The sequence below is a fragment of the Labilibacter marinus genome (assembly GCF_001659685.2).
GTDB classification, from domain to species: domain Bacteria; phylum Bacteroidota; class Bacteroidia; order Bacteroidales; family Marinilabiliaceae; genus Saccharicrinis; species Saccharicrinis marinus.
On record NZ_LXYE02000067.1, the window covers coordinates 1 to 14,227 of the forward strand.

Here is a 14,227-nt window from a genome sequence, read left to right on the forward strand (position 1 = left end):
AGTGGATAAAGGAATGGTAAAGGATATATCTTCATCCGTAGATATGGCATTTTGGCTATCAATGACTGGTGCATTATTTTGGGCATTAGCCGTAATTACAGCTAACAAAGACAGTATCCCAATTAAGAAATAACGTTTCAATTCGGCAATTATATTCATTGTACTTATTTTCTTTTAGTCCAGACAGTAAAAATACACTCATTGTTTTAGGTACAGCTTTAGTTTTTGACTAACCCTATTATTTTAATTATAAAAACAATGAATATTTTGAAACTATTTTACTATTCAGCAAAGGACGTATTGAAACTTAACAGACTTAATTGCGAATTAGGTTTTATTCATTTATCCGTGAAGATGAATTGCGATTAACAGAAGAAGAAAGTGTAGGACATAAAAAAACCGCTGTCAAACGTTTTGACAGCGGTTTCAATCTTTAACCAAACCTAACCCTAAACTATGAGTTAATACAAAGATAAGAAAAACATCATTCAATGCAAGTAATTTAATAAACAACGTGCATTTTTCAACTATTTAAAGGCCATGTTCAAAACTAATCAACACTTAATCCTCCCCCCTTACTTTCTGATATTTTTTTAGAACTTTTTACTAATTTGTACAAACACCCCTAAATTACATTGGATATATTTATTATAAAAGTATCTTTACTTATTGCAAACCTTAAAAAATGATTATGCAGAAAAAACAATTCCCCCTAGCAATTGCAGTTGTTATTTTTCTTTTTACCCACTGCACCAATATTAAAACACAACAATCCATGATTCCTTCAGAACTACCAGAAGCTCCTATAGCAGCAAAGAAAGATTCTTTATTAACCTTTCATGATGACACAAGAGTAGATCCATATTTCTGGATGAGATTAACTGATGAGCAAAAAAATGCGGATACGCCAGATCAACAGACCCAACAAGTATTGGATTATTTAAATTCGGAGAACGCATATACAGATTCTGTTATGAAGAATACGGATGAGTTACAGAAAAATCTATTCGACGAGATTGTTGGTCGCATAAAAAAAGATGACGAGTCGGTTCCATACTTCTCAAACGGCTACTGGTATTACGTAAAATATGAAGAAGGCAAAGAGTATCCTATTATATGTAGAAAAAAGGATTCTTTAGATAATACAGAGATCATTATTTTAAATGTAAACGAACTTGCTGAAGGCCATGAATATTATGCAGCCACTAGCCTAAGAGTTAGCGCAGATAACAAAATACTTGCCTTTAGCGAAGATACAGTAAGTAGAAGAATTTACACGGTTCGTTTTAAAAATTTAGAAACAGGAGAGTTCTTAACTGATGAAATAGGAGGTGTCTCCGCAGGTGGCGCTTGGGCTAATGATAACAAGACTTTCTTTTATACTTCTAAAAACACGGTATCATTACTAAGCGAAAAAATATGGCGTCACGAACTAGGCTCTCTTCAAAAAAATGATGTGATGGTATATCACGAAAAAGACCCTTCGTTTTACATTGGAGTATATAAATCTAAATCGGATAAATATATTATCATCTCTGAAAGCAGCACCTTAGAAAGTGATTATCACATTCTGAATGCCAATGACCCTAGTGGTGACTTTAAACAATTTACACCTAAAATTGGAGAGCACGAATACTCCATTGATCATTTTGAGGATAAATTTTTCATTGTAACCAACCACAATGCCACTAACTTTAAACTGATGGAAACTCCTGAGTCTTCAACAGAAATGAATAACTGGAAAGAAATAATTGCTCATCGAGAAGATGTACTATTAGAAGGAATTGACATTTTTAAAGAACACCTTGTGATTAGCGAACGAAAGAATGCATTAAATCACATTCGTATTATAAATCAGAAAACAAAAGACGAGCACTATCTTAATTTCGGAGAAGAGGTATATGTTACTTACACTTCAACAAATCCAGAATTTGATACACCCATTCTACGATATGGATATAGTTCATTAACTACTCCAAATTCAACGATTGATTACAACATGGATACTAAATCCAAAGAAGTAAAGAAAGTAAGTGAGGTTGTTGGGGGCCATACGCCAGAAGATTACAAAGTAGAACGCCAATGGGCTAAATCTAGAGATGGAGTTGATGTGCCTATTTCAATTGTTTACAAAAAAGGAACTAAGCTCGACGGTACTGCCCCTTTATTATTATATGCCTATGGCTCGTATGGCTCAACCGTTGACACATGGTTTAGCTCTACTCGTTTAAGCTTATTGGACAGAGGATTTATTTATGCGATCGCACACATTAGAGGTGGACAATCGATGGGACGCAAGTGGTATGATGATGGAAAAATGATGAAGAAAATAAATACTTTCAACGATTATATTGATTGCAGTAAGTATTTAATTGACTCAAAATATACATCTCCACAACACTTATACGCTATGGGCGGAAGCGCTGGTGGTTTATTAATGGGAGCCATTGTTAATATGCAGCCTGACTTATATAATGGCGTTATAGCTGCCGTTCCTTTCGTTGATGTGGTATCCACCATGCTTGACGAAACGATTCCTCTGACCACAAATGAGTTTGATGAATGGGGAAATCCTAAAAACAAAGAATCATATGATTATATGATGAAATACTCGCCGTACGATAATGTTAAAGCTCAACAATACCCAAATATGCTCATTACAACTGGGCTATTCGATTCACAGGTTCAATACTGGGAGCCTGCAAAATGGTTAGCAAAACTAAGAGATACAAAAGTTGACAACAACCTTTTAATAATGCACACGAACATGGAAGCTGGACACGGCGGAGCTTCTGGTCGCTTTAAGCGATATAAGGAAACTGCCTTGGAATATAGCTTTTTATTTATGCTGGAAGGAATAAATAAATAAATAATAACACAATGAAAATATATGAAAGTCACCTTAGGGTGGCTTTTTTTTGCACTCTACTGGATTGTTTTATGCCAATACCTTAACTTACCTAAAACTTAAAACATACTTTATTATGCAAACACTAGTGCACACTCCAAGTATAAAACTTGAAGAAAGTATAATATACTACAAGTCTCTTGGGTATGAACAAGTAAACCCCAGTAAGCCTATTTTATCAGATGGCAAATTCCTCATTGAAATAAACCCAAACAAACATGCCAGAGTTGGAATTAAAATCATAAAAGAGAGCTGGCAGGCAGAAATTGAACAACTCAATACAGAAAAATTTGAAATTGAAAATGGATATCTAATTAGAGATAATAATGGTGTATGGATATATTTAATTGAAGATAAAGATCTAAAGATTGATATTATTCCTAATCAAAAGGAGAGTTATCTTGGCAAATTTATGGGTATCAGTATAGAAACCACTTCTTTTGAAAAGTCGATAGATTTCTGGAGTAAACTTGGCTTTGTTCAGGTGAGTGGGGCAATTGAACAAGGTTGGGTAGTAATAGCTAATGCCGATGGGTTTGCAATAAGTTTTATGCTTCCTCTAAGCTGTCCACATTCTTTTACAAATCCTTCCATGACCTTCTTCAATGGAGGAAATAACTTAGAGAATATTGCCAAAATAAAAGAAGCTGCCATTCCTATAAAAGAAGAAATTACAGCATTTAATAAGGAAGGAATCGTTGATAATGTAATCATTCAAGATCCTGGAGAATATGCTATGTTTATCTTTAACGATTAACTATATTGTCTGTTAACAACACAATAAAATAGAAACATAAAAGCCACTCATTTGAGTGGCTTTTATTATCTTAATTAAAATGGTAAATCTTCGTTATCTCCTGCTGGAGGAACTTCAGCCTCAGTAAATGGCGGTGGAGGTGTGCCTGGGTCTGCAGACGCTTGAACCTTCTCTAATCTCCATGCTTCAAGATTTGAAAAGTAGTTTACCTTTCCATCTTTTTCCCACTTACGACCTCTAACATTAAAAGAAACCTTTACGGGCTCTCCTAAATTAAATGGATCTAATTGCGCACAACGATCTTGCGTTAACTGAAATTTAATAAAATCATTCCAGTCTGAATTACGCTCGTTCATTACTTCTACTACAAATTCTCTCTTTTTAAAGGATGCGCTAATAGATTGCTCATCATCCTTTACAATTAAATTTCCTACTAATTCAAAGTTCATCTATCCTAATTGTAAATGGTTATTCCTCTATAATTTTAATAGTCTCTATTCCGTCTCCAGCTTCAATGGCATCAATCACATCTAAACCTTCATAAACCATTCCAAAACAAGTATGGTTACCATCTAAATGAGCGGTATTAGTACGGCTATGACAAACAAAAAACTGAGAACCTCCTGTGTTTCTTCCTGCATGTGCCATAGATAAAACACCTCTATCATGATACTGTTTATCTCCACTCGTTTCGCAATCGATGCTATAACCAGGACCGCCAGTGCCTGCTCTAGAGCTACTAGGATCTTTTGAATGAGGACATCCTCCTTGAATTACAAAATCAGGAATTACTCGATGAAAAGCTAATCCATCATAAAATCCTTCTTTGGCTAGTTTCACAAAGTTCTCTACTGTTTTAGGAGTTTCTTTCTCATATAACTCCAATTTCATCACCCCTTTTTCGGTATGTATTTCTGCTTTTATCATCATTCAAATGGTTTAATTTTTAAGCGGAACAAAGGTACAATTTAATGTAGCTATTTCAAATTTGAATTTGTTTTTACATCAACTTAGGAAGGTTGTTCGCATAAAAAAAGAGGACCTAAGCCCTCTTTTATCTGATAATCTAATATTTTGAAAGTAACTTATAATTACTTTTCGATATCTAATAATTCAACTTCGAATACTAAAAGTTGCATAGGGCCAATTTGTGCACCAGAACCTCTCATACCGTAAGCTAAGTTACCTGGGATATAAACTTTATATTTAGACCCAACAGGCATTAATTGTAATACTTCAGTCCAACCTGGAATAACTTGAGTTACACCAAATGAAGTTGGCTCACCTCTATCAACAGAGCTATCAAATACAGTTCCATCCAATAATGAACCATGGTAATGAACTTTTACTTTATCTTCAGTTGTTGGCTTAGCACCATTTCCTGCTTTTAAAACTTCGTATTGTAATCCACTTGCAGTAGTAACAACGCCATCTTTTTTACCATTTTCTGATAAAAACTCTTCACCTGCTTTTTTGTTATCGTAAGCTGGCATTCCTGGCTTCATATTTTTACGCTCTTGTCCTGCTTGGAAAGCAGCTTGTAAGTACGCATTTGCACTTTCTTGATCGAAAGCACCATCTTTTTCTCCTACTAAAGAGTTAATAAATCCAGTTTTCATAGCATCATAGTTAATGCTGTCGAAACTTTGAGATAGACCTTCTTTCATTTGACTAGAAAGCTCAGCATTTACGTATGCTGCGGCTAAAGCTTTTGTATCAATTGAATCAAAAGGACCTTTAAACTGCTGCTTCATACCTTCAGCATTTAAAAGACCTAAAGCATAACCAATACTATCCGCTTCGCTTTTAAGCTCAATTTTTTTAACACTTGGAGCTTGGGTACAAGAAACAGCCAATAAAGCTGCTGCACCTAATCCTAAAATAAGATTTTTAATTTGCATGGTTTATTTTGTATGATTAAACAATCTCTAATAATTCTACTTCAAAAACTAAAGAGGTATGTGGTCCTATATCCTGACCAGCACCTTGCTCACCGTAAGCTAAGTTTGAAGGAATAAATAATTTCCACTTAGAACCTAATGGCATTAATTGTAAAGCTTCAACCCAACCAGCAATAACACCGTTTACTGGGAATGTAGCAGGCTCACCTCTTTGAACCGAGCTATCAAAAACTTTTCCATCAATTAAAGTACCGTGATAATGACATTTTACATTATCTGTAGCTGCAGGTTTTTCACCAGTACCTTCAGTCATTATTTCATACTGTAATCCACTCTCTAAAGTAACAACACCATCCCTTTTTGCATTCTCAGCTAAAAACTCTTGTCCAGCTTTAATATTAGCTTCAAACTGTTTGCCTTGTATAGCAGTAAAAAATTCGTTGATAATTGTATTAGCTTCTTCTGGAGCGATTTCTGGTTGTGCAGCTTCTAATTGGTGCTTCACCCCTCTTGCAAACGCCTCAATATCAAGTTCAGCAACACCCGAATTTTGAAGATTTCCGGCAATGCTTAATCCTAATGAATAACTTAACTTTTCCATCTATTTATGTAATATATTTTTAAACGATGGCGAATATAGTTCTTTACCCAATGGAAAACAAACGCATACAAATTCTTTAACTTGGCTTTAACGAAATTCTATAAAAGAAATAATCATGCTCTATCCGATTTTTTCGTACTTCCATACAGTTCATCACATAAACTAGGCCTTAAAGACATAAAAAAGCCGCATTAAAAATGAATAATGCAGCTTAAATATTCTAATATGAGTTGTTCGAATTAACTAAATACAAGTACCGCCAGTATCAATACTACAACCCCTAAAAATAGGTTTAGCGTATTTATTTTACTAACAGATGAAAACGTTTTTTCAGAAGGCTCTTTTTTAGCTTTTTTAGCCTTAATACTAAGCAGCACTAAAACCACTAACAACACTACTACAATAGATAACTTAGCAACTAATAACGGCATTACTCCTAAAGCGGCCCAATATGGGGTCATTAGATATCCTCCTGTAATAATTAATAAGGTTAAACCTCCTTTTCCTAAATAATTCAGCGTAAGTAAAGCACTATTTACCTTAAGCTTATCTGAAGTTTCTAATTTATTAGCTACTTTATTTAATACAAAGGCTGATAAGGCTGCTCCGATAAAGATTGCTACGGACAACAGATGTATAATTAACATTGGATTTCTCATGATACAGTTTTAAATGTTTAGTTATTCAAACCCATAAAGTAGTAAATTGTTTATCAGGCTTTGCCAAACTCTAGCACCATACGTACATTATGTTTCCCAGACACCTTGGAAGCCTAATGAAGTATACCCTGGGAGCCTAGTGAGGTACACCTTGGGACTATGCTTCCAATGCCTATGGAACTGTACTGGCCATATTATAATTAGTCATATTGAAAAAATACAATGTCGCAACTACACTTTCATATACAAAAAAGCACCCTCGACATGAAGGTGCTTAATATCTCTTAGCATTAATATCAAATTATTTATCCGGATCAATTTCAAATAAAACCTGATCTTTCATGACTGTATCATCCGCTTTTGCATGGATTGATTTTATTTTTCCATTAACAGGACTTGTTATTTCATTCTGCATTTTCATGGCCTCCAGTATCATTATCGGCTCTCCTTTATGCACTTCCTGACCTTCACTCATTAATACAGCAACGATCTCTCCTGGTAATGGAGCATTTACCTTCGAAACTTTAACACCTGCATTTTTGGCTATCTTCTCCTTACGCTTACTGGCTAACTCAGTATCAATAGTAAAATCATAAGTATTACCATTAATCATCACAGAAACCTCATTCTGTTTTAAATTAACCACCTCACCTATATGGGTCTGATTATCAATTTTTATTAACACTTCGTCGTTATTGATACCCTCAACTTCGACAGAAGCTTTTTTGTTATTTATCTTATAAATTTCATTATCTCTAATCTGAACACTAACTTTTTTTTCTCCCGTTAGCGTGTAATTTTTGGTATGACGTAATAACTTCATTCTATTTTGTTTTAAAGACAAAAGACACCGTAATTCAACCTCTTGATAAAATTCAACTACCCTTTAATTTTTTTACTCATTGCCCAGGCCGAAACTGGTTTGTCGTCTAATTCATCAGAATTAATTTTAGCCTGCTCTTGCAAATAAGCTTCCATAGCTAAAACAGCGGCTGCCACCAATTCGTTATCTTCCTGATAGAAGCTTTGAGTTAAATCAGTTTCAATAAACGAAGTAGTATATTTCCCTTTCACAAACGAAGGCGTTTGCATTACTTGCTTAAAGAATGGCAAGGTTGTTTTTACCCCTTTTATAGTGGTATTATTTAAAACGGTACGACAGTTTTTAATGGCTTCGTTCCTTGTTTTACCAGTAATAATAAGTTTGGCTACTAAAGAATCAAAACTTGAAACAACCACTTTACCAGCTTGATACCCTGAATCACATCTTAAATACTTGCGCGTAGGAATATCCATTTGCTCCACCAAACCTGTTGATGGTGCAAAGCCAGACTGAACATCTTCGGCATTAACACGAAGCTCCATAGCCCAACCTTTAATTTTAATATCCTCTTGCTTTAGGCTCAGCTTTTCGCCTTCCGCAATTTTAATTTGCAGTTCTATAATATCAACTCCTGTTATTTCTTCTGTAATGGGATGCTCTACTTGAACACGCGTATTCATTTCCATGAAATAATGGTTCAGATCATCATCCAACAAAAACTCAACAGTACCTGCACTATAGTAATTAGTCGCCTTACATATCTTCACCGCATCGGCTCCAATTTTCTGGCGTAATTCCTCAGATAGGGCCGCAGAAGGGGCTTCTTCTAAAAGCTTTTGGTGCTTACGCTGAATACTACATTCGCGCTCGTATAAATGAATGATATTCCCATGTTTGTCTGCCATTACCTGAAACTCCACATGGCGTGGATTCTCTACATATTTTTCAATTAACATAGAGTCATTATCAAATAATGCTTTGGCTTCGTTAGTGGCTAATTTAAACATTAACGGCAGTTCTGCTTTTTTACGAACCACTCGCATACCTTTACCTCCACCACCAGCAACCGCTTTTAAAATTATTGGGTAACCAATAATCTTAGCTGTTTCTTCAGCTTCCTCAATCTTGGTAATTACACCCTTACTTCCCTGAAGCACAGGTATGTCATTTTTGAGTGCCATATCACGAGCCATTCCTTTATTTCCCATTTGGTTAATGGCTTTTGAAGACGGCCCTATAAAAATGATATTATTTCGCTCACATTCTCTGGGTAAAAATGGATTTTCTGAAAGGAATCCGTACCCTGGATGAATAGCATCTATCTTATTTTCTAATGCAACTTCAATTAATTTATCAATGTTAGTATAAACATTGATATAGGTATTGTCTGAAACATCAATTACCTCATCTGCATGATCTAAATGCAAGGCATTAGGTTCGTGATGAGAAAGAAACATATATGTCTTTATACCCATTTGCTTTGCAGTACGTGCAATTCGAATGGCTATTTCTCCTCGATTGGCAATTAAAATTGATTTAATTTTCATGCGTTTATATTTTAATTTTTATGATCGCATGGAACTCGCAAAATTTAATCATCCTCTTGTTTGAGTAATCTTTTATCCTGCTTGTTTCATCTCATAATAATTCTAACAATCAAACGTATTCGATGTAACTCCCAATCGTATTCTGCCTAAGTAATAAAGGCTTCTCTCGGGGCGTTTCACGATATACTTTATATTAGTGTTATGATGAAAGTACAAAGACGCTTACTTCAAAACTTAACTTGTGAAGTTTTTATTCTTTATACTTCTACCCTTTATGCTAAATTCTATAATGGAATATTTCCGTGTTTACGTGCTGGGTTTTGCTCTACTTTATTCTCCAGCAAAGCAAAAGCATTAATAATTACTTCTCTCGTTTCCGAAGGATCTATCACTTCATCGATGTATCCTTTTTCATCCGCCACATAAGGATTAGCTACATTTTCTTTATAATCAGCTATTAACTTACGTTTTAGTTCTTCAGGGTCCTTAGCGTTTAATAATTCTTTTCTGTTCAGAATTTTAACGGCCCCTTCTGGTCCCATAACCGCAACTTCTGCAGTTGGCCAAGCAAAGTTAAAGTCGCCACCCATATTCTTACTATTCATTACAATATAAGCACCTCCAAAAGCTTTACGTAAGATAACAGTAACCTTAGGCACAGTAGCCTCGGCAAAAGCATATAATAGTTTTGCTCCGTGCATGATAATTGCATTTTGCTCCTGACTTTTACCCGGCATAAAACCTGGCACATCCTCAAGCACTAAAACAGGAATATTAAAAGAATCGCAAAAGCGCACAAAACGAGCTGCTTTTTTAGAAGCGTTAATATCTAAACATCCTGCCATTACTTTAGGCTGATTAGCTACTACACCAACTACTTGATTATTTAAACGAGCTAAGCCAATAACTATATTCTGTGCATGATTTTCCCCAATCTCAAAGAAAGATCCCTTATCAACAATCAGTTGAATTACCTCAACAACATCGTATGGCTTATTGGGATCATCTGGTAAAAGCAAAGAAAGTTTTTCGGGTTTACCTGGCTCCACATCTTCTTTCTTCTTAACTGGCGGATGCTCTACATTATTGGACGGCAAATAACTAAGCAGCTTTTTCACCCCCATTAAGGTATGTTCTTCATCACTAAAAATCATATCAGCCACACCACTTTCCGTAGCATGTACTTCAGCACCACCTAAATCTTCAAAAGTAACATCTTCGTTTAGTACCTCTTTTACAACCTCAGGCCCAGTTACAAACATATATGATGTATCTCTGGTCATGAACCTAAAATCGGTTAACGCAGGCGAATAAACAGCTCCTCCGGCAGCAGGCCCTAGAATAACAGAGATTTGAGGAATGACACCAGAACTCTTTACGTTTTGCATAAAAATACCAGCATAACCAGCCAAACTAGCTACCCCTTCCTGAATTCTCGCTCCACCTGAATCAATCAAACCAATAATTGGATGACCCATTTTAAGCGACATCTCCTGTACTTTTTGGATTTTTCGAGCATGTACGGTTCCTAACGAACCTCCCATAAAGGTAAAGTCTTGTGCAAACACAAATACTTTTCTACCATTTACGGTTCCGTAACCTACAATTACTCCGTCACCATATTTTTTTTCATCTTCTTTACCAAGAGGTTTTACAAAAGCATCTACCTCACGGAAGCTACCTTCATCCATCAAGAAATCAATTCTTTCTCGTGCCGTAAGCTTGCCCTTTGCGTGCTGTTTTGCAAAATAATTCTCGTCGTATTGACTCTCTAAGGCTTCTTTTCGAGCGTGAAACCTTTTAAATGGGATTCTATTATCGTTCATTTTTTTCTTAATTGATTATTGCCTTACTACTAATGCAACAATTTATAAGTACTGTGTTCTAAGCTATTAAATAAAATTACAACTCTATCTTGGATTAAGATTCTGTAAAATCAACGTTACCATAACACATAAACCTTTTTAATTGTTCTTTCAAGACGGTTTTAATGATGTAAAGAAAGTGAAAAAAGAAGCAATATATGTTTTATAACATACATTTGCAAAATAAACATAAGTTATAAGTCGGGACTAAATAGTAAGATTATAAGGTACATGATTAAAAATTGCATTCTTATTCTTATGTTTGGTCTGTATTACATTAGGATGAAAGAAGTTTTTTATAAATTATTATTAGTCAGTATTCTTTTTAACTACCCCTGTGCCTTTAAAGCTAAAGCGCAAAATAATTTATTTTATCAGGGAAAGGTTATTGAAAAAGAATCCAGAGAGCCTATTATCATGGCCAATGTTCTTATTTTAGAACTCAATCGTTGGCAAATAACGGATGAAAATGGCTACTTCTCTTTTTCTAATATTCCTCAAGGAAACTACACTTTCATCGTTAATATTTTAGGATATACATCCATAGAGCAACGATTAGAACTTCTTTCAAACACCAACAGTGCGTTGTTTAAACTGGAAAAGCTATCTCTACAAATCGAAGAAATTGTGGTGAATGGTGAAGAAGCTAACCTAGGCTCATCCACAAAAATAAATCAATCGGCCATACAGCATATACAGCCCAAAAGTCTTAAGGACATTATTGATTTGGTTCCAGGGCATTTAAGTTCTAATCCTACCTTAGCAAAACCGTTACAAGTTTCAATTAGAGATTTAGACATAGGAAATACGGATCCCAATAGTGCATTTGGTGCTGCTATTTATGTTGATGGCGCTCCTATTTCCAACAATGCCAACATGCAGGTATTTTCTACTTCAATGGATGGACTGAACTTACATACCCCAACCGTGGCAGGTAAAGGAATTGATTTAAGAAGTATATCCGGAGAAAACATAGAATCTGTTGAGGTAATAAGAGGTATTCCCTCAGTTGAATACAGCGACTTAAGTTCTGGTGCTGTTATTATTAAAAGTAAAATAGGCACAACACCTTTGCGCATTAGAGCTACATCCGATTTAAACACAAAAACCCTATCCGCAGGTAAAGGAATAGGATTAAAGAGTAAAACAGGTGTTTTTAATTTAAATGTTGATTATGCACAGGCGTATCCTGATATAAAGAAAAAATACAAAGGCTATAAGCGCATTAACACACAAGTAGGTTATAGTTCAAGCATTTTCGATAAAAACAAACCTTTAACTTTTAATATAAAGCTGGACTACCAAACGACTATTGATAATGAAAAAACTGACCCTCAGTTTACAACAGAAGAAATGTACAACTCCGAATATCAAAGATTTAGAACAAATATTTTTGGGAAGTGGCAATTAAACTCCAAGTTAATAACAAATATAGAATATAACTTTAGTGGCAATTATTCTCATCAAAAAGATCATTATAAAAAAATTATTTCTTCTGATATATTTCCTTTAGCCAGCTCTTTAGTTGAGGGCGAACATGAAGCAGAATACTTGCCGTCAAATTATTTATCTGATACCCGAATTGATGGTAAACCGTTTTCGTTATTGGCCAAACTTAAGGTATCTAAATCTGTTAAATCGGAACACTTATTTAATAAGATATTACTGGGTTACGAATGGAGAATGGAAGGAAATAATGGTTTAGGAAGAGTATATGATATTAACCGTCCGCCTAAAGTTTCTACTTCTACCTATTTCAGTACTATTCGACCAAGATCGTTAAAGGAGATTCCTAATATAAATAATTACTCCTTATACATTGAGGATAAACTGAATTTACAGATTGGAAAGACTAAACTCATCACTCAGGCAGGCCTACGCTACAACTACTTAAAAGCTTCTAAAACTAACTACTATTCGTGGGAACCCAGAGTTAATTTAAAATATTCGGTTTACAATAACAATAAGACTTTCTTGCAACATTTAGGGTTTAGATTTGGCTACGGTATTGCCACCAAACTACCTGGGCTTATTCATTTATTTCCGGACAAAGCATACTTTGATAAATTAAGCTTTAACCACTATAACGAAGTAGATCCCAGTACTTCATTAGCTGTGTATAAAACACAAATAATCAATAACACGAACAATCCTAAACTTACTCCATTCAGTAATATTAAAAGAGAAGCGGGAATCGATTTTAAGATAAAGGGGATAGACGCCAAGATAACTGCATATTCTGAAAAACAGACTGGTGGCATAAGCTTTAATTCAATTCCCTTAATCATTAGCCATAATAAATACACCAACCTGGAAGGTGCACAAAATCCATATCTTACCGATGATGGAGTATATTATACCTTAAATGGAGAAAACACAAAAGCCCCTATTGTAATTGACACCACATTTAATTTATACAAGGTGCCACAAAATGATAGAGTATTAATTAAAAAAGGAATAGAATATTTTATTGACTTAGGTAAACTAAATTTTATAAATACACAATTTATCTTAAATGGTGCGTGGATGAATATTGAATCGTACAACACTCAAAACAAATACAATTTTGAATCGGACCTACACAATGGAAAACCATACCCTTACCTACCTGTATTTCCTGCTGGAGAAAAAACCGAGAGACATCGTTTCAACACTAACATTCAAGCAGTAACCTACATTCCTGCAGTAAGGCTAATTGCAACGTTAACAACACAAATAGTTTGGTTTGAAAAATACCAAAACAAATGGGAAGACAATAAAGACAATCCATATGTATATGTAGTTGAAGATGGCAAAATAATTGAAGTAGATAACGTATACTCCTATGTAAATTACACTACGAAAGTAACTAAAAACATTAACCCTATTGGCTACTATGGTAAAGATGGAAAATATTACAATTGGAACGTGAACCCAAATGATGAACCCTATCGGAAAATGGTTGAAACTAAGCCTCAAGGAATTTATATAGAGGAAAGTTATCCAGTGCGTTTCCAGTTTAATTTTAAACTTACTAAAGAAATTGGAGACCATTTAAAACTTGCATTTATGGCCAATAACTTCTTAAATACTCGCCCCAAATACCAATACAAACGCTATAATGGTTACACTTTGCTAAACCAACAATTGTATTTTGGTGCTGAATTGGTTTTAGAACTATAAAAAT

11 protein-coding genes are annotated in these 14,227 nt (G+C 34.7%); 3 read left to right on the forward strand and 8 right to left on the reverse strand.

Features of this window, described 5'->3' with window-relative positions; genetic code table 11:
• The first annotated feature begins 691 nt into the window (after window positions 1–691).
• Together A8L32_RS22760 and A8L32_RS22765 are read left to right on the forward strand one after the other, a co-directional pair.
• Entirely contained in the window at window positions 692–2,869 is a 2,178-nt protein-coding gene (locus tag A8L32_RS22760) for a S9 family peptidase (RefSeq protein WP_198931839.1), read from the forward strand.
• A 115-nt stretch (window positions 2,870–2,984) separates the two neighbouring features.
• A complete protein-coding gene (locus A8L32_RS22765) occupies window positions 2,985–3,665 on the forward strand; it encodes a hypothetical protein (protein ID WP_075591616.1) in 681 nt (226 codons plus the stop codon).
• Window positions 3,666–3,739: 74 nt separating this feature from the next.
• On the opposite strand, the gene A8L32_RS22770 is transcribed toward A8L32_RS22765, so the two are convergent.
• The 8 genes from A8L32_RS22770 to A8L32_RS22805 all read right to left on the reverse strand — a co-directional run bounded on the left by A8L32_RS22770 (window position 3,740) and on the right by A8L32_RS22805 (window position 11,022).
• Window positions 3,740–4,114 carry a DUF3127 domain-containing protein gene (locus A8L32_RS22770; protein WP_075591617.1) on the reverse strand — a complete coding sequence of 125 codons (375 nt, stop codon included), beginning with the start codon at window positions 4,112–4,114 and terminating at the stop codon, window positions 3,740–3,742.
• Between the two features lie 19 nt (window positions 4,115–4,133).
• Entirely contained in the window at window positions 4,134–4,595 is a 462-nt protein-coding gene (locus tag A8L32_RS22775; RefSeq protein ID WP_233145522.1) for a peptidylprolyl isomerase, read from the reverse strand.
• Window positions 4,596–4,756: 161 nt separating this feature from the next.
• On the reverse strand, window positions 4,757–5,566 hold the full coding sequence (locus A8L32_RS23805; protein ID WP_075591619.1) for an FKBP-type peptidyl-prolyl cis-trans isomerase: 810 nt from the start codon (window positions 5,564–5,566) through the stop codon (window positions 4,757–4,759).
• 16 nt (window positions 5,567–5,582) lie between these two features.
• Window positions 5,583–6,167, reverse strand: a complete 585-nt coding sequence (locus A8L32_RS22785) for an FKBP-type peptidyl-prolyl cis-trans isomerase (RefSeq protein WP_075591620.1) — start codon at window positions 6,165–6,167, stop codon at window positions 5,583–5,585.
• A gap of 239 nt (window positions 6,168–6,406) precedes the next feature.
• The gene (locus A8L32_RS22790; protein WP_075591621.1) at window positions 6,407–6,826 is read right to left on the reverse strand and encodes a hypothetical protein; all 420 of its coding nucleotides are present in this window, start codon (window positions 6,824–6,826) and stop codon (window positions 6,407–6,409) included.
• A 301-nt stretch (window positions 6,827–7,127) separates the two neighbouring features.
• On the reverse strand, window positions 7,128–7,649 hold the full coding sequence (locus A8L32_RS22795) for an acetyl-CoA carboxylase biotin carboxyl carrier protein subunit (RefSeq protein ID WP_075591622.1): 522 nt from the start codon (window positions 7,647–7,649) through the stop codon (window positions 7,128–7,130).
• 56 nt (window positions 7,650–7,705) lie between these two features.
• Window positions 7,706–9,196, reverse strand: coding sequence for an acetyl-CoA carboxylase biotin carboxylase subunit (locus tag A8L32_RS22800; RefSeq protein WP_075591623.1), 1,491 nt, complete (start codon window positions 9,194–9,196; stop codon window positions 7,706–7,708).
• A gap of 284 nt (window positions 9,197–9,480) precedes the next feature.
• Entirely contained in the window at window positions 9,481–11,022 is a 1,542-nt protein-coding gene (locus A8L32_RS22805) for an acyl-CoA carboxylase subunit beta (protein ID WP_075591624.1), read from the reverse strand.
• A gap of 321 nt (window positions 11,023–11,343) precedes the next feature.
• Here A8L32_RS22805 and A8L32_RS22810 point away from each other — a divergent pair, with 321 nt between their 5' ends.
• Entirely contained in the window at window positions 11,344–14,223 is a 2,880-nt protein-coding gene (locus tag A8L32_RS22810) for a TonB-dependent receptor (protein WP_158027289.1), read from the forward strand.
• Window positions 14,224–14,227: the final 4 nt, after the last annotated feature.

Coding starts and splice junctions, on each gene's coding strand:
- A8L32_RS22760 (WP_198931839.1), top strand. CDS start 692: ATGCAGAAAAAACAATTCCCCCTAGCAATTGCAGTTGTTATTTTTCTT.
- A8L32_RS22765 (WP_075591616.1), top strand. CDS start 2,985: ATGCAAACACTAGTGCACACTCCAAGTATAAAACTTGAAGAAAGTATA.
- A8L32_RS22770 (WP_075591617.1), bottom strand. CDS start 4,114: ATGAACTTTGAATTAGTAGGAAATTTAATTGTAAAGGATGATGAGCAA.
- A8L32_RS22775 (WP_233145522.1), bottom strand. CDS start 4,595: ATGATGATAAAAGCAGAAATACATACCGAAAAAGGGGTGATGAAATTG.
- A8L32_RS23805 (WP_075591619.1), bottom strand. CDS start 5,566: ATGCAAATTAAAAATCTTATTTTAGGATTAGGTGCAGCAGCTTTATTG.
- A8L32_RS22785 (WP_075591620.1), bottom strand. CDS start 6,167: ATGGAAAAGTTAAGTTATTCATTAGGATTAAGCATTGCCGGAAATCTT.
- A8L32_RS22790 (WP_075591621.1), bottom strand. CDS start 6,826: ATGAGAAATCCAATGTTAATTATACATCTGTTGTCCGTAGCAATCTTT.
- A8L32_RS22795 (WP_075591622.1), bottom strand. CDS start 7,649: ATGAAGTTATTACGTCATACCAAAAATTACACGCTAACGGGAGAAAAA.
- A8L32_RS22800 (WP_075591623.1), bottom strand. CDS start 9,196: ATGAAAATTAAATCAATTTTAATTGCCAATCGAGGAGAAATAGCCATT.
- A8L32_RS22805 (WP_075591624.1), bottom strand. CDS start 11,022: ATGAACGATAATAGAATCCCATTTAAAAGGTTTCACGCTCGAAAAGAA.
- A8L32_RS22810 (WP_158027289.1), top strand. CDS start 11,344: ATGAAAGAAGTTTTTTATAAATTATTATTAGTCAGTATTCTTTTTAAC.